The 21464-nt window shown below is 71.6% G+C and carries 15 protein-coding genes; 12 read left to right on the forward strand and 3 right to left on the reverse strand.

Going from position 1 to position 21464, the window contains the following annotated elements:
* Window positions 1–64: 64 nt before the first annotated feature.
* From infB to IE262_RS18465, 7 genes are all read left to right on the forward strand, one after another.
* The gene (gene infB, locus IE262_RS18435) at window positions 65–3136 is read left to right on the forward strand and encodes a translation initiation factor IF-2 (RefSeq protein WP_134036710.1); all 3072 of its coding nucleotides are present in this window, start codon (window positions 65–67) and stop codon (window positions 3134–3136) included.
* Between the two features lie 365 nt (window positions 3137–3501).
* Window positions 3502–3795: a DUF503 domain-containing protein gene (locus IE262_RS18440; protein ID WP_134036713.1), complete on the forward strand. Its 294-nt coding sequence runs from the start codon at window positions 3502–3504 to the stop codon at window positions 3793–3795.
* 81 nt (window positions 3796–3876) lie between these two features.
* A complete protein-coding gene (gene rbfA / locus IE262_RS18445; RefSeq protein ID WP_134036716.1) occupies window positions 3877–4323 on the forward strand; it encodes a 30S ribosome-binding factor RbfA in 447 nt (148 codons plus the stop codon).
* Window positions 4320–5234, forward strand: coding sequence for a tRNA pseudouridine(55) synthase TruB (gene truB / locus IE262_RS18450; protein WP_189874918.1), 915 nt, complete (start codon window positions 4320–4322; stop codon window positions 5232–5234). The genes rbfA and truB overlap by 4 nt, the downstream gene beginning before the upstream one ends.
* A 255-nt stretch (window positions 5235–5489) precedes the next feature.
* On the forward strand, window positions 5490–9134 hold the full coding sequence (locus IE262_RS18455) for a S1 family peptidase (protein ID WP_189874920.1): 3645 nt from the start codon (window positions 5490–5492) through the stop codon (window positions 9132–9134).
* A gap of 165 nt (window positions 9135–9299) precedes the next feature.
* Window positions 9300–10256, forward strand: coding sequence for a bifunctional riboflavin kinase/FAD synthetase (locus IE262_RS18460; protein WP_134036725.1), 957 nt, complete (start codon window positions 9300–9302; stop codon window positions 10254–10256).
* A gap of 96 nt (window positions 10257–10352) precedes the next feature.
* Window positions 10353–10586, forward strand: coding sequence for a DUF397 domain-containing protein (locus tag IE262_RS18465; RefSeq protein WP_134036728.1), 234 nt, complete (start codon window positions 10353–10355; stop codon window positions 10584–10586).
* Between the two features lie 156 nt (window positions 10587–10742).
* Here IE262_RS18465 and IE262_RS18470 read toward each other — a convergent pair whose 3' ends face one another.
* The 3 genes from IE262_RS18470 to eccE all read right to left on the reverse strand — a co-directional run bounded on the left by IE262_RS18470 (window position 10743) and on the right by eccE (window position 16046).
* Window positions 10743–13661: an SCO5717 family growth-regulating ATPase gene (locus IE262_RS18470; protein WP_189874922.1), complete on the reverse strand. Its 2919-nt coding sequence runs from the start codon at window positions 13659–13661 to the stop codon at window positions 10743–10745.
* A 190-nt stretch (window positions 13662–13851) separates the two neighbouring features.
* A complete protein-coding gene (locus IE262_RS18475) occupies window positions 13852–14724 on the reverse strand; it encodes a hypothetical protein (RefSeq protein WP_134036734.1) in 873 nt (290 codons plus the stop codon).
* Window positions 14724–16046 (reverse strand): type VII secretion protein EccE, encoded by a 1323-nt coding sequence (gene eccE, locus IE262_RS18480; RefSeq protein WP_134036737.1) that lies wholly within the window; start codon window positions 16044–16046, stop codon window positions 14724–14726. The genes IE262_RS18475 and eccE overlap by 1 nt, the downstream gene beginning before the upstream one ends.
* A gap of 599 nt (window positions 16047–16645) precedes the next feature.
* On the opposite strand from eccE, the gene eccB reads away from it, so the two are divergent.
* From eccB to IE262_RS18505, 5 genes are all read left to right on the forward strand, one after another.
* Window positions 16646–18289 carry a type VII secretion protein EccB gene (gene eccB, locus IE262_RS18485; RefSeq protein ID WP_134036740.1) on the forward strand — a complete coding sequence of 548 codons (1644 nt, stop codon included), beginning with the start codon at window positions 16646–16648 and terminating at the stop codon, window positions 18287–18289.
* A 417-nt stretch (window positions 18290–18706) separates the two neighbouring features.
* The gene (locus IE262_RS18490; RefSeq protein WP_134036743.1) at window positions 18707–19018 is read left to right on the forward strand and encodes a WXG100 family type VII secretion target; all 312 of its coding nucleotides are present in this window, start codon (window positions 18707–18709) and stop codon (window positions 19016–19018) included.
* A 164-nt stretch (window positions 19019–19182) separates the two neighbouring features.
* A complete protein-coding gene (locus tag IE262_RS18495) occupies window positions 19183–19467 on the forward strand; it encodes a WXG100 family type VII secretion target (protein ID WP_134036746.1) in 285 nt (94 codons plus the stop codon).
* A gap of 313 nt (window positions 19468–19780) precedes the next feature.
* Window positions 19781–21007 (forward strand): type VII secretion-associated serine protease mycosin, encoded by a 1227-nt coding sequence (gene mycP / locus IE262_RS18500; protein WP_229877330.1) that lies wholly within the window; start codon window positions 19781–19783, stop codon window positions 21005–21007.
* Window positions 21008–21069: 62 nt separating this feature from the next.
* Window positions 21070–21429: a hypothetical protein gene (locus IE262_RS18505; RefSeq protein WP_134036752.1), complete on the forward strand. Its 360-nt coding sequence runs from the start codon at window positions 21070–21072 to the stop codon at window positions 21427–21429.
* The last annotated feature ends 35 nt before the right edge of the window (window positions 21430–21464 follow it).

Genomic DNA, 21464 nt, shown 5'->3' on the forward strand with positions numbered 1-21464 from the left:
ACGCGATGAGTACGCCCATGAAGTAGCGACGGTCCGGCCGCAACCCGGACCTAAAAGGAGCGAAGTGGCTAAGGTCCGGGTATACGAACTCGCCAAGGAGTTCGGTGTGGAGAGCAAGGTCGTCATGGCCAAGCTCCAGGAACTCGGTGAATTCGTCCGTTCGGCGTCCTCGACGATCGAGGCGCCCGTAGTACGCAAGCTGACGGATGCCCTCCAGCAGGGCAATGGGGGCGCCAAGTCGGCTGCCCCCCGTAAGGCTGCCCCGGCGAGGCCGGCGGCGCCCTCTCCCGCGCAGGCCGCACGTCCGGGCCCGCGCCCGGGACCGGTGGCACCCAAGCCGCCCGCGGCCGAGAAGCCCGCGGCCCCGGCCCCGGCTCCCGGTCCGCGCCCGACGCCCGGCCCGAAGCCCGCGCCGAAGCCCGCCCCGGCGGCTCCGGCTCCGGCCCAGCCGGAGTTCACGGCACCCCCGTCGCCGACCCCGGCCCCGAGCCCGCGTCCGGGTGCCCGTCCGGGCCCCGGCGCCCCGAAGCCCGGTGGCGGCCGTCCGTCCGGCGGTCAGGGCCAGGCGCCCCGACCCGGCGCACCGCGTCCGGGTGGTCAGGGCGCGCCGCGTCCCGGCGGCCGTCCGGCCGGTCCGCGTCCGGGTAACAACCCCTTCACCTCCGGCGGCTCCACCGGCATGGCGCGCCCCCAGGCGCCCCGTCCGGGTGGTGCGCCCCGGCCTGGTGGCGCGGGTGGCCCCGGTGGCGCTCCGCGTCCGCAGGGCGGCGGTCAGGGCGGTCCCCGTCCGCAGGGTGCGGCCGGTGGCGGTCCGCGTCCCCAGGCTCCGGGTGGTAACCGTCCGACGCCGGGCGGCATGCCCCGTCCGCAGGGTGGCGGTCCGCGTCCCGGCGGCGGCCCCGGCGGTCCGCGTCCGAACCCCGGCATGATGCCGCAGCGTCCGGCTGCCGGCCCGCGTCCCGGTGGTGGCCCCGGTGGTGGCCGTGGTCCCGGTGGCGGCGGTCGTCCCGGTGGCGGTGGCGGTCGTCCGGGTGGCGGCGGTTTCGCCGGTCGTCCGGGTGGCGGCGGTGGCGGCGGTTTCGCCGGACGCCCCGGTGGTCCCGGTGGCGGTGGCGGCGGTTTCGCCGGACGCCCGGGTGGTCCCGGCGGTGGCGGCGGTGGCCGTCCCGGCTTCGGCGGTCGTCCCGGTGGTCCGGGTGGCCGCGGTGGCACGCAGGGCGCCTTCGGCCGTCCCGGCGGTCCCGCGCGTCGTGGCCGCAAGTCGAAGCGGCAGCGCCGTCAGGAGTACGAGGCCATGCAGGCCCCGTCGGTCGGCGGCGTGATGCTGCCTCGCGGCAACGGCGAGACCATTCGCCTGTCGCGCGGTGCGTCGCTCACCGACTTCGCGGAGAAGATCAAGGCCAACCCGGCCTCGCTCGTCGCGGTCATGATGAACCTCGGCGAGATGGTCACCGCGACCCAGTCCGTCTCCGACGAGACGCTCCAGCTCCTCGCCGACGAGATGAACTACACGGTTCAGATCGTCAGCCCCGAGGAGGAGGACCGCGAGCTTCTGGAGTCCTTCGACCTGGAGTTCGGCGAGGACGAGGGCGGCGAGGAGGACCTGGTGGTCCGCCCGCCGGTCGTCACCGTCATGGGTCACGTCGACCACGGTAAGACCCGCCTGCTCGACGCCATCCGCAAGACGAACGTCATCGCGGGCGAGGCCGGCGGCATCACCCAGCACATCGGTGCCTACCAGGTCACGACCGAGGTCAACGAAGAGGATCGCAAGATCACCTTCATCGACACCCCGGGTCACGAGGCGTTCACCGCCATGCGTGCCCGTGGTGCCAAGTCGACCGACATCGCGATCCTGGTCGTCGCGGCCAACGACGGCGTCATGCCGCAGACGGTCGAGGCGCTCAACCACGCCAAGGCGGCCGAGGTCCCGATCGTCGTCGCGGTCAACAAGATCGACGTCGAGGGCGCGGACCCGACCAAGGTGCGCGGTCAGCTGACCGAGTACGGCCTGGTGGCCGAGGAGTACGGCGGCGACACGATGTTCGTCGACATCTCCGCCAAGCAGGGTCTGCACATCGACTCGCTGCTGGAAGCGGTCATCCTGACCGCCGACGCCTCGCTCGACCTGCGGGCCAACCCGAAGCAGGACGCGCAGGGCATCTCGATCGAGTCCCGCCTCGACCGCGGCCGCGGTGCCGTGGCGACGGTGCTCGTCCAGCGCGGCACGCTGCGGGTCGGCGACACGATGGTGGTGGGCGACGCCTACGGCCGCGTCCGCGCCATGCTCGACGACAACGGCAACAACGTCCCCGAGGCCGGCCCGTCCACGCCGGTCCAGGTCCTGGGTCTCACCAACGTCCCGGGCGCCGGCGACAACTTCATCGTCGTCGACGAGGACCGTACGGCCCGCCAGATCGCCGAGAAGCGTGCGGCCCGTGAGCGCAACGCGGCCTTCGCGAAGCGCACGCGCCGCGTGTCCCTGGAGGACCTGGACAAGGTGCTGAAGGCCGGCGAGGTCCAGCAGCTGAACCTGATCATCAAGGGCGACGCTTCTGGTTCGGTCGAGGCCCTGGAGTCCTCCCTGCTCCAGCTCGACGTCGGCGAAGAGGTCGACATCCGGGTCCTGCACCGCGGCGTCGGTGCGGTCACGGAGTCCGACATCGACCTGGCGATGGGGTCGGACGCCATCGTGATCGGCTTCAACGTGCGCGCCGCCGGGCGTGCGCAGCAGATGGCCGAGCGCGAAGGCGTGGACGTCCGCTACTACTCGGTCATCTACCAGGCGATCGAGGAGATCGAGGCGGCCCTCAAGGGCATGCTCAAGCCGGAGTTCGAGGAGGTCGAGCTCGGTACGGCGGAGATCCGCGAGGTCTTCAAGTCGTCCAAGCTGGGCAACATCGCGGGTGTTCTCATCCGCTCCGGCGAGGTCAAGCGGAACACCAAGGCCCGCCTGCTCCGCGACGGCAAGGTCATCGCGGAGAACCTCAACATCGAGGGCCTGCGTCGCTTCAAGGACGACGTCACCGAGATCCGCGAAGGGTTCGAGGGCGGTATCAACCTCGGCAACTTCAACGACATCAAGGTCGACGACGTCATCGCGACGTACGAGATGCGCGAGAAGCCGCGGGTGTGACGCCCGCGGCGGGCTGAACCGGGTCGGGGCGGCCCGGCGGGAACTCTCCTGCCGGGCCGCCCCGACCGGGCCTTTCTCGCCCCCGCCCGCACAATCCAGCCCCTCCGGCGTTTGAGGAGCGGGGGTCTGGGGGCCGGCCCCCGAAAGGGGGTCCGGGGCGCAGCCCCGAAACCTGGGGGTCCAGGGGGCGTGGCCCCCTTGGCGGGGGCGAAGGGGCGGAGCCCCAGGGAATGGGACGGGTACGGGCGGCGGGGGCGTGAACAATCCCGTCGAGCCACCGGCCGGGTTCGTTGTACGGTTCTGATGTCCCTGCCACACGGATGGCGGGGCCACCGATCCCGTACCGGCGGGTCATCCGGACACACATGTATGTGGGGACTCTGTCCTTCGACCTCCTGCTCGGCGACGTCCGGTCGCTGAAGGAGAAGCGCTCCGTCGTCCGCCCGATCGTGGCAGAACTCCAACGCAGGTTCGCGGTGAGCGCGGCGGAGGTCGACCATATGGACCTGCACCGCCGGGCCGCCATCGGCCTGGCGATGGTCTCGGGGGACGCCGGGCACCTGACCGACGTACTGGACCGGTGCGAGCGCCTCGTCGCCGCCCGCCCGGAGGTGGAGCTGCTCTCGGTACGGCGCCGCTTCCACGGCGAGGACGACTGAGACGACTCAGCGCCCCCGCGACCGCACCACAGAACAGACACGCAGAACCAAGAACAGCAGGAAGAACGAGGAGACGGACCAGTGGCCGACAACGCGCGGGCGAAAAGGCTGGCGGACCTCATCCGAGAGGTGGTGGCCCAGAAGCTGCAGCGCGGGATCAAGGACCCGCGGCTCGGCTCCCACGTCACCATCACGGACACCCGGGTGACGGGCGACCTGCGGGAGGCGACCGTCTTCTACACCGTGTACGGGGACGAGGAGGAGCGGAAGGCCGCGGCCGCCGGACTGGAGAGCGCCAAGGGCATCCTCCGTTCCGAGGTGGGCCGGGCCGCGGGCGTGAAGTTCACGCCCACCCTCGCCTTCGTCGCGGACGCCCTCCCGGACACGGCCCGGACCATCGAGGACCTCCTCGACAAGGCGCGGGCCTCCGACGCCGCGGTGCGCGAAGCCGCGTCGGGCGCCCGGTACGCCGGCGAGGCGGACCCGTACAAGAAGCCGGGCGAGGACGAGGACGACATCGCCGAATGACCCAGAAGACCCGTAAGCCCACCCCGCCCGACGGCCTTGTCATCGTCGACAAGCCGTCGGGCTTCACTTCGCACGACGTCGTCGCCAAGATGCGGGGGATCGCGAAGACCCGCCGCGTCGGGCACGCCGGCACCCTCGACCCGATGGCGACCGGTGTGCTCGTCCTCGGCGTGGAGAAGGCGACCAAGCTCCTCGGCCACCTCGCGCTGACCGAGAAGGAGTACCTGGGAACCGTCCGCCTCGGACAGAACACGGTCACGGACGACGCCGAAGGGGAGATCACCGCCTCCACGGACGCCTCCAAGATCACCCGCGAGGCCATCGACACCGGGATCGCCAAGCTGACCGGCGACATCATGCAGGTGCCGTCCAAGGTCAGCGCCATCAAGATCGACGGCGTGCGGTCGTACAAACGGGCGCGCGACGGCGAGGACTTCGACATCCCGGCCCGCCCGGTGACGGTCTCCTCCTTCACCGTGTACGACGTCCGGGAAGCCGTCGCCGAGGACGGCACCCCCGTCCTCGACGTGATCGTCTCCGTCGTCTGCTCGTCCGGCACGTACATCCGGGCCCTGGCCCGGGACCTGGGCGCCGATCTCGGCGTGGGCGGCCACCTCACCGCGCTGCGCCGCACCCGCGTGGGCCCGTACAAGCTGGACTCGGCGAGGACCCTGGAGCAACTCCAGGAGGACCTCACCGTCATGCCCATCGCCGAGGCCGCCGCGGCCGCGTTCCCCCGCTGGGACGTGGACGCCCGACGAGCCCGGCTGCTGCTGAACGGCGTACGGCTGGAGATGCCCGACGCGTACACGGGCACCGGCCCCGTGGCCGTCTTCGACCCGGAGGGCCGGTTCCTGGCCCTGGTCGAGGAACAGAAGGGCAAGGCCAAGAGCCTTGCCGTGTTCGGCTGACACAGGCCCTGGCAGAGCGCCTTCCCGTGGAGCGGCGGACACAGGGACTCCATCCCGCCGCTCCACGGTCCCCCCTCGGTTCCCCCATCCAAGGATGTATCCATCCGCCCCCGTCTCTTCACTCCAACGAGCAGGCGCTCGGAGTGAACCGAGGGGGTGGAAGGGGGCGCGTTCGCCTCGTGATCTGTTCCGCTGATCATCGCGTGCCTACCGTTCGGAAGCAGTGCACGGCAGGGAGGCCGGGGAGGTTCAGGCATGGGCGGGCAAGGCCGTCAGACAGCGTACGACGGCCGGGAGAGGCGGGACGAGATCCTGGTGCGGATCTGCGACCCGGCCGGACGACCGCGCGGTACGGGATTCGTGGCCGACCACGACGGCACCGTGCTGACCAGCCACGAAGCGGTCGACGGACTGACCCGGCTCATCCTCCGGGCCCCCGGCGGCCGCACCTGCGCGGTGACCGCCGCCGACGTGACCCCTTTGCCCGCGCTCGATCTCGCGCTCGTCCGCACCGACGGGCTCGGCCTGGCACCGCTGCCCCTCGCCGTACGGGACGTGGTGGAGACGGGCACCTACGTCCGGATCGCCGCCGGTGGGTGGCGCGAGGCGCGGGTGCTGGGCGCCGCCGACGTGACGTACGCGCCCGGGGGCGGTGCGCATCGGCTCGGCGGGGCCCTGGAGCTGGCGATCGGCACGGCGGGCCGTGACGCACTGCGCCCGGGCGGCGGGGCGGCCGGCGGACCCGTGCTCGACGCCGCGACCGGCACCGTCATCGCGGTGCTGGGCACCGCGCTGCACAGCGAGCACGGCGCGGCCGGCTTCGCGGTACCGCTGCGGAAGGGCGACGGGCCCCTGGGGGAGCTGCTGGCCCGCAACGCGGCGACCGTGCCCGCGTACGGGCGGGACCTCAACCTGGCGGGCATCCTGGAGCTCACGGCCGCCTCGGTTGCCTCGGAAGGCCCCCCGAGGACGACCGCGGACCCGGTCGAACGGGCCGATGTCGTACGGGAGTTCGCGGCGTTCACCGAAGGACAGGCCGCCGTCCTGGGACTCGTCGGCGCCCCGGGCAGCGGCCGTACGACGGAACTGGCGGCCCTCGCCGACCGGCGCGCCCGGGGCCCCGAACCGGCGCCGACGCTCTGGCTGCGCGGCGCCGACCTGAGGGACACCGACGAGTCGGTCGAGGACGCGGCCAGGCGGGCCCTGGAGCGGGCGGCACGGACCGTGGCGGCGTCCCACGCGGAGGAGGCGCTCCCGTCGGCCGTGCTGCCCGGGGAGTACGGCGGCGAACCCGGCGACATCACCCCCGAGCGCCTCACCCGCCTCGCGCTGGCCGGCGGCCGCCCCCTGCTGCTCCTCCTCGACAGCCCCGAGCACATGCCCCGCACTCTCGCCCACCGCCTGGACGAATGGACCGAGGCGACCGCCGACTGGCTGCGGACCACGGGCGCACGACTGGTGGTGGCGTGCCGGGAGGAGTACTGGGAGACGATGGGGGCGGGGTTTGCCCTCTCAGCCCGTCCGGCGTTCGAGGACGAGGCCGTTCAGGCCGACAAGCGGATGGATGGCACCCCACCCCGCATCCGCCTCGGCGACCTCCGCGAGGACGAGGCACGCCAGGCCCGCGCACGCCACGGCATCCCCGAAGGCACCCTCGCGGAGCCCGACGCCCGGCATCCGCTCACCCTGCGGCTGCTCTCGGAGGTGCGGGCCGCGCTGCCCGACGCCCCGGACGAACGCGTCGACCGCCATGACGTCCTCTCGGCCCACCTGGACCTGATGTGCCTGCGCGTCGCCGTACGCCTCGCCGCCGGGAACGGGCTGCGCGGCACAGCCGTACGGCGGCTCGCGGCCCAGGTCTCCGGCCAGGTGCACGAGGCCGCACGGCGCTGTCTCGGGCCCGGACAAGGGCAGTTGGACCGGGCGTCCTTCGAGGCCGTCTTCCCCTGGGGGCCGACCCCGGGGCGACGGCCGGGCGCGACCACCGGCTGGGCCTCCGCCGTGCTCACCGAGGGCCTGCTCGTCCCCGCGGGCCACGGCTACCGCTTCGCCCACGAGGAACTCGCCGACTGGATCCAGGGCACCCACCTCGACCTGGACGCGGCGCTGCACGCACTGGTGCACCGGGGCCGGGTCCGGGGCGGGGACCGGAACCCGCCCCGGGAGCCGAGGGCCGCCGACACCCCGGACGGCGACCTCGCTCCTGAGGGCACACCCTGCCCGACCGTCCCCCGCCACCGCATCGGTCCCGTCGTCCACGCCCTGCTCCACTGCGCACGCGAAGAGGGGCCACTCGAACTCGCCCACCGCCTGGAGGAGCTGCTCCTCGCCGTGGACAACCTCCTGCCGGAGCGGCCCGCGCCGCACTGCGACGCCGTCTGGTGGGCCACGCACCTGGTCACCGAGACCCTGCTGCGGGTGCCCGACGCGCTCGCCCACCTGGGGCTGCTCCGGCTGCTCACCGAACGGATCGTCCTGTGGCGGGCCCAGGGGCGGGGCGTACCGAGCGAGTTCGGGCCACAGTTCTGGGAGGCGCTGCCGCTGCCCGAGGAGGACCGGCTCGACCTGCTGCGACGTCTCGTCGTCGCCGACCCGCCCACCGGCGAGGGCTCCCGCTACCTGGACGCCGTCTCCCGGCTCCTCGCGGCCGACCCCGCCGCCGTACAACCGCATCTCACCCGCTGGTTCGCCGACGACCGCCCCCTCGCCGCGACCCCCGACGCGACCGTGGCGACGGCGGCCCAGGCGCTGCTGCACACCCATCGGCGCCGCGCCCTGGACGACCTGGCGGAAGCGCTCGTGGACAGCGCCCACCAGCGCGGGGACGAGCTCCTCGCCGTACTCGCCGAGGAGGAGCCCTCGGCGATGTGCCGGGCCGTCGACCGGTGGGCGCACGACGAGCGCTCGGCGCGGCGGGTGGCCGCCCTCACATACGCGCTTCGGGCCGCGCCGCACGTGCGCACGGAGGCCGACCGTGAGCTGATCCGCCACGTCGCGCTCGCCCTGCTGGCCCGCCCCGCCGATATCACCCTGCACGGCGGTGCGCTCGCCCTCCTCGTCCAGGACACCCGGACGCGCCCCCGCCACCTCCCACAGGCGCTGGAGCGCTTCGCCGCGGGCGACCCGCACCTGCCCGCGAGCGCGCTCGTGCCCGCGCTCGCCACGCACGCGGACCAGGTGCTCGACGCGTTCCGGCTGCGGCTGCGCTCCCTGCGGGCGGACTCGGACGAGGTCCTGCGGACCCTGGCCGACGTCACCACCCCCGTCCTCGCCCGCCAGGTCGCCGCCCTGATCCGCGAGGTCGTGGAGCTGCGCCCGGAGGCCGCCGAGCACGTGGCCGCGTACGTCGACCGGCGGCTGGAACACGGGCCCGCCACGCGCGAGGCGCTGTTCCCACTGGTCGCCGGTCTGCTGGCCGGCGGTCCCGCCGAGGTGCGGGCCGCGCTCGCGGGCGTCCTCGCCGTGCCGGACACCCCGGCCTCGGGCGGGCTGCGGCGCGAGCTGCTGGACCTGCTGCTGGCGAGCGAGCGGGACCCGGCCGTGCTGGAAGCGGTGCTGCGGGCCGCGGTGAGCGGGGCGATCTGCGGGACGGACGGTGAGACGATCCGTGGCGGGCGCGGCGAGACGATCCGTGGCAGGGACGGTGAGACGACCGATGGCGGGGGCGGTGGATCGTCGTTCCGCGAGCTCGTCCACCGCACCGGCCTCCTCCTCGTCCGCACCCCCGAGGGCGCCACCCGCTTCGACCACGGACTCGTCGACCTCGCCCGCCACGTCCCGGGCTTCGCGGTGCAGGTGTCGGGATGGCTCAGCGGATCACCGGCGGAGTGGGCCGCGGTGGTCGGCCCGAGCGCCCGCCGCATGATCGAGAACCTCGCGGGGGTACGGGTCCCCGCGTGAGCCGGCCGCGGCGTGGGCTCCGGAAGGCTGTGTCACCGTCCGCGTGCCACCTGTCACAGCCTCCATGCCGATGCGGGCCGACAGCACCCGGCATGGCACCCTTAGACCTGCGTACGGGGCAACCACGGACACGGGTTCGACACGTTTCGACAAGGAGCAGGAACAGTGCAGCGCTGGCGTGGCTTGGAGGACATCCCCCAGGACTGGGGGCGCAGCGTCGTCACCATCGGCTCCTACGACGGGGTCCACCGCGGGCACCAGCTGATCATCAGGCACGCCGTGGACCGCGCCCGCGAGCTGGGCGTTCCATCCGTCGTCGTGACCTTCGACCCGCATCCCAGCGAGGTCGTCCGACCGGGCAGCCACCCCCCGCTGCTCGCCTCGCACCACCGCCGCGCCGAACTGATGGCGCAGCTGGGCGTGGACGCGGTCCTCATCCTCCCCTTCACGACGGAGTTCTCGAAGCTGTCGCCGGCCGACTTCGTGGTCAAGGTCCTGGTCGACAAGCTGCACGCCAAGGCCGTCGTCGAGGGCCCGAACTTCCGCTTCGGCCACAAGGCGGCCGGCGACGTCGCGTTCCTCGCCGAGCAGGGCAAGACGTACGACTTCGAGGTCGAGGTCGTCGACCTGTACGTGACCGGCGAGGCGGGCGGCGGGCAGCCCTTCTCCTCGACCCTGACCCGGCGGCTGGTGGCCGAGGGGGACGTCGAGGGCGCCCACGAGATCCTCGGCCGCCCGCACCGCGTCGAGGGCGTCGTCGTACGAGGCGCGCAGCGCGGTCGCGAACTCGGCTTCCCCACGGCGAACGTGGAGACGCTCCCGCACACCGCCATCCCCGCCGACGGCGTCTACGCCGGGTGGCTGCACGTCGACGACGAGGCCATGCCCGCCGCCATCTCCGTCGGCACGAACCCGCAGTTCGACGGCACCGAGCGGACTGTTGAGGCGTACGCCATCGACCGGGTCGATCTTGACCTGTACGGGCTGCACGTCGCCGTCGACTTCCTCGCCTTCGTGCGCGGGCAGCGGAAGTTCGACTCGCTTCAGGCGCTGCTGGAGGCGATGGCGGGCGACGTCAAGCGCTGCCGTGAGCTGGTCGAGGCCGCCGAGGACTCCGCCTGAGCCGTAGGCTTCGCATGCGCCGAAGGCTCCGCCTGAGGTCTGCCGGTTTGTAGAATCTCCCCGTCCGTAAGGTCAGTTGAACGGAGAGTGAACCCGGTGGCGACCGAGCAGGAGAAGGAAGCGCTGTACGCCATGGACATCAGTGGCGTCGAGTGGGTCGGCTCCCCTGATGGGCCCCAGGACGAGCGGGTGGAGATCGCCTATCTGGAGGGCGGTGCCGTCGCGATGCGCAACTCCGCGGACCCCGACACGGTGCTCCGCTACACCGAGGCGGAGTGGCGGGCGTTCGTACTCGGGGCGCGCGACGGGGAGTTCGATCTGCAGGAGTGAGCAGCAGTGACACGACAGCTGTGACGCCAGAGCATTGCCGTCCGAGGGCTGAGCATTGCCGTCCGCAGGTTGAGCACTGACGTCTGAGGGCCGGCACCGTGCAGGTGCCGGCCCTCAGACGTTGCCACCGGTCGTTGTCACCGGTCCGGTCCGCTACTACTGTGTCCAGCCGGGCGGTACGGAGCCCTGCTGCGCCTGGTTCGGCGGCGGATCCTGGGGCTGCTGCTGCCATCCCTGGCCCGGTCCGGGCTGCTGCGGGGGCTGCTGCCAGCCCTGCCCCGGCTGGGGGGCGCCACCCGGCTGGCCGTAGGGCTGCTGGGCTTGCTGGGGCTGCTGCTGGGGTGCGTACCCCTGCTGGGGCTGCTGGTACTGCATGTTCGGGTTGCCGAAGCCCTGCTGGGTCCGCGCGATGTCCTCCGCGATCAGGGCGGCGAGGTCGAAGTACGCCTCGCGGGTCTTGGGGCGCATCATGTCGAGGTCCACCTCGGCGCCGGCCGCGAGGTGTTCGTCGAAGGGGATCACGACAACACCGCGGCAGCGGGTCTCGAAGTGCGCGACGATGTCCTCGACCTTGATCATCTTGCCCGTCTCGCGGACACCGGAGATCACGGTGACCGAGCGCTGGACGAGATCGGCGAACCCGTTCGCCGACAGCCAGTCGAGGGTGGTCGAGGCGCTGCTCGCACCGTCCACCGAGGGCGTGGAGATGATGATCAACTGGTCGGCGAGGTCAAGGACTCCGCGCATCGCGCTGTAGAGCAGACCGGTACCCGAGTCCGTGAGGATGATCGGGTACTGCCGGCCCAGCACGTCGAGCGCGCTGCGGTAGTCCTGGTCGTTGAAGGTGGTGGAGACCGCCGGGTCCACGTCGTTGGCGATGATCTCCAGCCCCGAGGGCGCCTGCGAGGTGAAGCGGCGGATGTCCATGTAGCTGTTGAGCTGAGGGATCGCCTGCACCAGGTCGCGGATGGTGGCGCCCGTCTCGCGCCGCACCCGTCGGCCGAGGGTGCCGGCGTCCGGGTTGGCGTCGATCGCGAGGATCTTGTCCTGGCGCTCGGTGGCGAGCGTGGCACCGAGCGACATGGTCGTCGTGGTCTTGCCGACGCCGCCCTTGAGGCTGATGACCGCGATCCGGTAGCAGGACATCACCGGCGTACGGATCAGCCCCAGCTTCCGCTGCCGCTCCTGCTCCTCCTTCTTGGCGCCGAACTTGAAGCGGGACGGGCCCTGGTTGTTCTTGCGGGCCTTCGGCTGGTTGCGCAGCAGCCGGTCGGAGGACAGCTCCACCGCGGCGTTGTAACCGAGCGGAGTTCCGGGCGCGGCTTGCTGCTGCTGGGGAGCGCCGGGTCCGGCCTGGGGGCCGGGCGGGGCGGTCCAGCCCTGGTTGCCGGGCTGGTTGCCGGGCTGGTTGCCGTAGGCGGCGGGCTGCGCCGGAGGCTGCTGCTGGGGCGCCTGCTGCTGCGGCGCCTGCTGAGGCTGCTGTTGGGGCGCGGGCTGCTGCGGTTCCGCGGGCTGTTGAGGCGGATAGCCGTAGCCGGGCTGCTGGGGCGGGTAGCCGTAGCCGGGCTGCGCCGGGTGCTGCGGCTGGACCGGGGGCTGTCCCGGCACCTGCGGGTAGCCGTACCCGGCGGCCTGCGGCTGACCGGCCTGCGGGTGCGTGGGCTGGGGCTGCCCCGGCTGGTACGCCTGCCGTGGGTCGTACGGTGGCTGCTGGCCGCCCTGCGCCGGGTACCCGGGCTGCGGCTGGGCGGGACCGAACGTGCCCTGCGGCGGTGTCTGGTGCGGGGGCTGCGGCTGTCCGGGGACCTGGGGTGCCTGGGGTGCCTGGGGGTAGCCGTAGCCGGCCGGCTGAGCGGCGGACGCGGCCTGCGGGTCGGGGTACCCCGCCTGCTGCGGACCTCCCTGGACGGGCTGCTGCGCGGGCACATAGCCCTGCGGCAGCGGGGGGAGCCCCTGGTCGCCCTGGGGGGCGGCGGGGGAGGGCGGAGCGGGCTGCGCCTGCGGCGGCTGAGCGTGTGCGGCGGGCGGGGGGCCGGGAGTGGCGGGCGGAGGTGTGGGAGGGGGGGGGGGGGGTCCGGGAGCGGCGGCCGCCGGCCCCGCCTCCGCCGCTGCCTCCGCCTCCGGCTGTGCGTCCGCGGTCGCCGACGCTGCCTCGGCTTCGGGCTGCGCGGAGGAGTCCGCGTCGGAACGGCCGTCCGCGGACTCGTTGTCCGACGCACCGGACACGGACCCGGTGGAGTCACCCGACTCCGCCTCGGCGCTCCGGTCTTCCTCCGGCTCGTCGTCGGCACCGCCGAACAGCCTCGCCGCCTCGGCGTCGGCGGCGGCATGGTTCAGCTCGCCCACCGGCTGCTCGGGGGCGGGCGGTTCAGGGGCGGGGTGTTCAGGAGTCGCCTGTGCGGGAACGCCCGCCGCCGGAGTGGCGGGCTGGGGCGCGGCGCCCTGCGCGTCCTCGTCGACCGGGCGCAGCACGGGGAAGCCCGGCGAGGCGGCCGGGGCGGGGGGCTGGGCCGGCGCCTGCTGCTGAGGAAATCCGTACCCACCCGACGTGTCCTGGTTCGACGGAGGCGGCGCGGCCCCTCCCGCCTGCTGCGGGTAGCCGTACCCCCCCTGCTGCGGGTAGCCGTACCCGCCGGTCGCCGGGGGAGCGCCCGGACCGGACTGCTGCTGGGGGAACTCGTAGCCACCCGTGCTGTGCTGACCCGTGTCGTGCTGACCCGCGCCGGGCGCACCCTGCGGGGGCTGCTGGGGGGCGCCCTGGGTGTTCGGCTGCGCCGGAACGGGAGCCTGCGGTGCGGGAGTCGGCGCCGCCGGAGCCGGTGGCGCGGGAACGCCTGGCGGCCCGCTGGGTGGACCGGTGGGCGACCCGACGGGGGCCCCGGTCGGCGGTGGAGGTGACGCCTGCGCGGCGTCCTGCTGTCCGCCGCCGGCGGAACCACTCTGCGTACTCGTACTTTGGGCGTACCAGGCGGGAGGCGTGTAGACGATTTCGAACTCGCCTGTCAGATCCACCTCGGGCTCGTCCCCGTCCGAGGACGGGCTGCCGCCGTTGTACTCGGACCGATCCCTGTTCACTGCATGCCTCCTGGTCAGCCACTGTTGCTGAGTTGGTGGTCGTCGCGGCCGGGCGGACCGGGTGGCAAGTCCACGCGGCTGCGATCGTCACCGCATCACCAGAAGACTAATCACTCGTATCGCGGTACGGAAAAGCACCCGTGGGCGCAATCCTTTCGCCCCGCCCCGCGCTCATGGAGACGACGACGCGTCAGTCCATACGACGGGCCACGCCGAGCAGGCCCGTCTCCGCGTCCGTGGGTTCGGTCATGACGAACTTGCGGTGCTTACGGGTGCACCACAGGGCTACGCCGTCGTGCAGGGTCGGCAGATGCTGGAGGCTCTCGTCCGGGATGCCCAGAGTGTCGCGTACGACCTCGGTCTCCTGCGGCGAGATGCGCTGGATCCCGACCAGATCGGCCTGAGCCAGCCACCGCGGCGCGTGCTCACCGACGAAGGGCAGCACGGTCACCACGGCCTGCCACGGCAGGGAGGTCACCCGTCCGCGCGGCGGGCGGATGCCGCAGTCCCGGATCAGCACCACCGGGCTCGATACGGAGGGGCCCTGCGCGGGCACCCGTCCCACCGGATACACCGTCACACACTGCTGGCCGCCGCCCGCCGCCTGGGCCAACTGCTGCCAGGCCTGCGGACGGCCGGTCTCCACGCCCACACGCGCACCCGTCGCGGCGGCGCGCAGCGCCAGCACCTGCGCGAGCCAGAGACCGCCCACGAGGACCACGTCGAAGGCGGTCGGACGGGACAGGCCCAGCACGGCCGGATGCGACTCCGGGTCGGTGCCGATGATCACGCCGTCGTCACCGATCGGCATGCTGATCGCCGCGAGCTCGTCGGCGGTGACGACATGGCGGTTGCGGCGCGGCCCGCGCAGCCCGAACCCCGGGCTGAAGATGCGCCGTTGCTGCTGCCCCGGCTGCGGCTGCCGGATGATGGGAATCATGCCGGTGTCGGTGGGCGAGGCGACGTGCGCCGGCGTGCGCCCGGAGGCGGCGGCCCGGCCCTGCTGCCCCTGTCCCGGCACCTGTCCCTGTCCGGGGGGCATGGTCGAAGCGGGATAGGACATCAGTACGTACCTCCGAGCGGCAGAGTGGCGAGGGCGCCGGGAACCTGTTCCCGGTCGAGGCGTACCAGACCGACCTTCGCGGCACTCGCGGCCCGCTCCAACTCGCGTCCCACCTGGCCGAGCTCGCTGTCACCACGGGCGGTGACGCGGATGTGCCCGGCGAGCGCGACACCCCGGTTGCCCGCCTTGCTCAGGGTCACGCTGAACGTCGTGGCGAGCACCGGCAGCGAGGTGAACCGCGTGATCAGCTCGGGCAGCGCCACCCCGCCGTTGCCCAACTGCGGCCAGCGGGACAGCCAGTACGTGGTGTGCCACCGGTCGTCGACCCGCCAGGTCCGCACCGACTCGACCGTACGGCGCTGGGTCCGCCCGTCCTGGCTGTGCTGAGCGTTGGCCCGCGGGTTCAGGCAGCTGGACGTCGCGAGCGCCTGCACCAGCTCGTTCTCGTCCAGGATGGTCGCCTTGAAGCCCGCCCCGGCCAGCCGGCTGGCCAGCTGGTCCGCCACTCGCAACAGCGCGCGCTGCGACCCGGGAACGCCGTCCCCGCGTGCCTTGACCGCCTCCGGGCACAGTTCCGGGTCGAGCTTGAGGGCGACCCAGGTGAGCCGGAGGGCGGGAGAACCGGCCCGCGCCTGGAGAGGGCCGTACGACCGTGCGGCGATCGACTGCTCGGGCAGGTGCGGTGCGGGCGCCGGCTGGGTGTGCTGCACGACCTGTGCGGACGCGAGACGGATCTCGTCGACCTCCAGGGCGTCCTGGATCAGCTGGAGCGGCAGCTGCCGCCCGGCGGACTCGGGACGCAGCGGCTGGTCCGCCGGCTGCACGAAGAGCACGGCGGTCAGGAACGTCCCGTCACCGATCATGCCGATCGAACGGTCGTCACGGGACACGAAGCTGTACGTCCGCAGCGCCGGGTCGCACTCCACGGTGGGCGCCAGCATCGGGTCCGTCCCGGGCGGGACGGGCAGCTTGGCGTCACGCTTGCGGCGCCTCAGGGCACGCGTCGTCTCGTACCACTCCGGCAGCGGCCGGCGGCCCCGGCGCAGCACCGCCAGCAGGAGCAGCAGCGCCGCCACGGCACCGGCCGGGGCCAGCAGCCAGGACACGTCGGTGGCCCAGGCGGCCAGCATGACGGCGGCCGCGAGCTCGACCAGGATGAGCTGCTGGAGCCGTACCGGACCCAGACCGCCCGGGCGGGGCAGCGTACGCGGCGACGCGGCGGTGGGTGCGGGAGCCGGTGGGCGCGACGCGCGTCTGCGGCCCGGACCCCCTTGTTGCTGCTGTGCGCGGCGATCGCGCCGAGTGCTCGTAGCGCTGCTCATCCCCCGGTACATCCCTTTCGCGAAGTAGTGGCCGTGCGCCGGCGAGATCCAGGGGCTCGGCGATCCTTTTACCTGCCGGACAGCCGGACTACTGGAGATCCCAGTGACGGGCCAGGGGCGTCGATGGCCCACATCCCAGTCATCTCAGTGCGAGTGGCTCACGGTACCCGCTGAGACTCCCAGGGCGACACAGGGGACACCGAAACCCCAGGTGGCCAGCCTTTCACGGACGGGCCCCGCATGGTGGAGCGCTGTGGTGAAGCTCTGTGAAGATGCGGGGGCGGCCGTACACCTGATGGATCGTCGCCGCGCGATGCAGTGCATAGTAGGTGCCTGCGTCTGCGCGTGCGTGGATACTTGCGCGGTGCCTGCTCGGCCGAGGCGGCCTTTCGAGCACGATCGAGCACACGGCGATGTGAGCACACGGCGATGTGAGCACACGGCAATGTGAGCACACGGCGATGTCGAGCACCACCAGGGACGTCACGCATCAGCAGCGGCGCCAAGTACATCAGTGACGATCAGAAACGATCAGACGTCACCAGCGATCGAGCAGCGCACACACGATCGAGCACCACATAACGGGAGACACGGGGACCATGGCACAGCAGCGTCGGGACGAGCTAGCCGCCTACACGTTCGCTCGCAAGCGCACCGTCGCGGCGTTCCTGGCGCCGTCGCCGGGAGGCTCCGAAGAGGGCGCGCCGCGTCCCGTTCGTACGGTGATGCCCAGCCTCGCGGTGGGTGTGATCCTGGTGATCGGCTTCATCGCCTGGGGCGTCATCAAGCCCACGGCGCCCAAGGGCTGGGACACCCCGGGTGAGTACATCATCGTGGACAGCGACTCCACGACGCGCTACGTCGTCCTCCCCGACAAGGAGACGAAGGCCAAGACGCTGCACCCCGTCCTCAACTACGCCTCCGCCAAGCTCCTCCTCGACAAGGGCAAGGGCAGCGTCATCGAGGTCCCCGGCAAGGAGATCGACAAGAGCGGCATCCCGCACGGCCCGACGCTCGGCATCCCGTACGCCCCCGACCGGCTGCCCGCCAAGGACGACGCGGAGAAGGCGAAGACCTGGGCGGTGTGCGAGCGCCCGGCCCCCGGCTCGGAGCGCGCCATCGACCGTGCCGTCTTCGTCCTCGACTCCGGCGACGCCAAGGTGCTGCATGACAGCAGGAGGGTCGACAATCGGAAGGCCCTGTACGTCATCGACTCGAAGACCTCGCAGGAATATCTGGTCGACGGCAAGGGCAACGCGTTCGCGCTGGGCGGCGGGTCCGGTCAGTCCGGCCAGTCCGGTCTCGACGACACCGCCATGGAGCAGCTGCGCGCCGCCGCCATCGGCACCGGTGCCACGCCGCAGCCGGTGAGCCAGGAGTGGCTGCGCACGCTCCACGAAGGCGGCGTCATCACCTTCCCGACGATTCCGGGCATCGGTGGGACGACCTCGGTCGACGGACTCCCCGAGGAGGCCCAGACGGTGGGCCGGGTACTCAAGGCGAAGGAACCGCAGGGCGATCACTACTACGTCGTCCTCAAGGACGAGGTGGCCTCCATCTCGCCCTTCGTGGCCAACCTGCTCAAGTACTCACCCCAGGCCAAGCTGGCGTACCCGAACGGCGACATCGACGACATCAAGGCCGACACCTCGACCATCATCGAGGCCAACGGCGGCGGCTCCAACAAGTTCTACGGCGACAGGGGATGGCCCCAGGAGATTCCGCAGCAGGCCAACCCCGCGGCGGTGGAGACCGACGCGCCCCGTAACACCTCGTGCAGCGTGTACAGCGGCAAGATCGGCCCGGACAACAAGCCGCAGCTCTCGGCCTGGGCGGGTGCGGACTACCCCAAGAAGGTCATCGCCGACTCGCTGAGCGCGTACGTCTCGTCCGGCTCGGGGCTTCTGTTCCGGGAGGTCGCGGGCGGCGCGGCGGGCGGCGGCGCGACGTACCTGCTGACCGACACGGGTCTGCGTTACTCGCTGCCGACGAACAACGACAGCGAGGCGGCGGCGGAAGGGGAAGGGAACGGCACCGGTTCCTCCGACCCTTCTGACCCCTCCGGTTCCTCCGACTCTTCGCCCTCGACGGACGGTGGGGCCAGCGAGACGGACAAGGCGCGTACGCGGCTGGGGTACGAGAAGGTCTCGCAGCCCGCGATCGTGCCCAAGACGTGGGCGACGTTCATCCCGAAGGGGCCCACGCTGGACACGGGGAGCGCGGCACAGCCGCAGAGCCAGTGAGGCAGTGGCTGCGGGGCCGGTGCGGTAGTGGCTGCGGGGCCGGCGAGGCGCGGCCGTAGGGCAGGAGAGATATGGCCGTAGGGCCAGTGGCCGGTCAACGGGCTTGTGGTTGACCGGCCACTGGCTTGCGTGGTGCTGGCGAGCGGGCCAACGCGAGGGGACAACGGCCTGTACGGACGCCCGAACGGGCTTGCGCTCAGGCGCCCAACGGGCTTGCCGCCAGAGGCACTTGAATGTAAGACGGCGGTTGTGTCACGGAATGATCGCTCAAGTGTGTGAGCCGTGTAACTGATTGCTCTTGCCTGTGGATGCGCGACAGGCGGACGATAGAGTGCTTACAACACTCTTAGGGTGTGAAGCTTCTCCGGGCACCAGTGCGGTTTCCCGGATCAACGACAACATGGGGGAAGGTTCAACATGGCCGGCCAGTTCCGGGTAACAGAGGATGAACTCGCCAAGCTCTCCGGTGACATCAACACCGTGAACGGTCAGTTGCAGGGCGAGATCCGCCGCCTCAACGGCGTGATCGACCAGATCGCGGGCGGGTGGCAGGGCCAGGCGGCCAAGTCCTACCACCAGCTGCAGGAGCGCTGGAACGCGGACGCGAAGAAGATGAGCGACATCCTCAACGACATCAAGGAAGCCGTGGACTCCACGCGGAGCAACTACTCCGCCTCGGAAGAGCAGCAGAACGCCGAGATCAGCAAGATCATGTCGGACTTCGGCTGATCGAGCCGCAGGACTGCCGCATGAGTGCAGTTCGCCGGCTCCTCCCTGCGTGATCTCCACCGTTCCACGCTGATTCAGGCCGACTCTCGCAGACTCTCACCGATTCACATCGGTGTCGTCGGCCTCGGCAGACTTCCAACGCATCTTCCTGAAAGGAAGCGACGATGTCGATCCTCGTCAATTACGCAACCATCACCAACGCGTCCACGGACGTGAAGACGACCGCCGGTCGCATCAAGCAGCAGCTGGACGACCTTGAGGCCGCCGTCAAGCGCGTCGCCAACACCTGGGAAGGTGAGGCGCAGGAGGGTTACCAGCGCAAGCAGCGCGAGTGGGACCAGACCGCTCAGGACCTGCACACGACCCTGCTGAAGATCTCCACGGCGCTGCAGAGCGCCGCCGAGAACTACCAGGCCACTGAGAAGAGCAACGCCTCGACCTGGGGCTGAGCCGTCGGCGTCCCGAGGGGCATGGCATGAGACGGATCGGCCCAGCCGACGCCACAGCGTCGGCTGGGCCGACCCCGTGTCCAGGGCCGCGCACAGCAGGACCAGGGAATCTCCACGCTCCCTGGAACAAATTCACAACACATCGCAACGCATCACAACACGCAACGCACAACCACAGAAACATGACCCAGCTTCGAAGGAAGCAAGGAAGCCCTGGGGGCCTGACATGGGGGGCCTGACAGCCCGTTCGCGTAGCCACGCGAGTGGAACCCGCGCACTGCAGCGGGCTTTTGGCGTGCTCGCGGTCACAGGAATGTGCCTTGTGCCGATCACGCCGGCACACGCTGACGCGGTCAGTTCTGATGGCTCCGGCACTTCCGGTAAGTCCGGCCGTACGACGGACTTCGGCCTGTCGGCCAGCTCGGAATGCGTCTTCGGCGGCAAGGTGATCCCGTCCACACCCTGGTCACTCCAGCGGATCCTCCTGGACCAGCTGCGCGAACAGGCGACGGGCAAGGGCGTCACGGTCGCGGTGATCGACACCGGCGTCGACGACTCCAACCCTCAGTTGCGCGGCGCGATGGCCTCCGGCGGTGACGACCTCGTCGGCTCCGGTGACGGCACCCAGGACATCGAGGGCCACGGCACCAGGGTCGCGGGCATCATCGCCGCCCGGCCGATCAACGGCACGGGCTTCGAGGGCATCGCACCGGAGGCCAAGATCCTCTCCTACCGCTACACCGGTGGGGAGGGGGAAGAGGGGCAGGGCAACTCGCGGACCATGTCCCGGGCGATCAACGCAGCGGTCGCCAAGGGCGCGGAGATCATCAACATCTCCTCGGACACCGCGAACAGGCAGGACAACACGGAGCTGCGAAACGCCGTGGCGGCCGCCGTGGATTCGGGCGCCCTGGTCATCGCGGCGGCGGGCAACGACGGAGCCGACGGCAAGTTGGCGGACACGTACCCCGCCTCGTACGAGGGCGTCCTGGCGGTGGCCGCCTCCGACCGCAACGACGAACGCGCGTTCTTCTCACAGGCCGGCGACTTCGTGGACGTCGCGGCACCCGGCGTCGGCATGGTCTCCACTGTCCCGGAGAGCGGCCAGTGCACCGCCGACGGCACGAGCTTCGCGGCCCCGTACGTCGCGGGCGTCGCGGCCCTGCTGAAAGACAAGCACGAGGACTGGTCGGCGTCCCAGATCGCCACCCGCATCCAGGAAACCGCCCAACGCCCGGGCAGCGACCACAACCCCTTCACCGGCTGGGGCGTCGTCGACCCGGTAGCCGCCCTCTCGGACGACTCCACCCCGGGCAACTCCCCCCAACCGGACCCGCCGAGGGCCATCCGGTCGAGCGGAGTCGTCCCCATGGCAGTCACCATGGGCGAGAGCGAGGCGGAGAAAGACCGCCGAGTCGCGATTTACGTACTGGGCACGGGCCTTGTCCTCGCCCTGGTGGTTGCGGGAAGCGGGGTGGCTGTGCGGGACTGGAGAAGCAAGCGGGTTGGTCGGCCTCGACGCACTGGGCGGCTGAGCTAGGCCATGGCTTGGCACCGGGGGTGGTGCCGACAACTTGGAAACAGGGGAGAGGACAACGGGGTATGAGCGACGGAATGCGGGTCGATCTGAGCGCGCTGGATGAAGTCATCCGGAGGCTCTGGCGCTTGCTGGACGACATGGACAAGGCCGGCACCACGTCGAGGTACGACACGGAGATCCCGATGGATGCCTTCGGCCAGTCCTGCTGGTTCACAGAGGCCAGGGACCTGCACGGGGCTCAGGCCGACATGAAGGCGAAGATCGAGGGGATCATCAAGAAGCTGCACGAGCTGATCGATGACTTCGGCACGAAAACCTCGAAGGTCCGGGACAAGTACAACAACGAGGAGCACGAGATCCAGACGAGCGTGGGGGGTGGCTCGGGCGGCTCGGGCGGCTCCACGAGGGACGCGATGGTGTAGTGGGTGAGGTCCAAGAGCAGCGGCACCAACGAGGG

The organism is Streptomyces bluensis, assembly GCF_014650715.1.
Lineage (GTDB): Bacteria > Actinomycetota > Actinomycetes > Streptomycetales > Streptomycetaceae > Streptomyces > Streptomyces bluensis.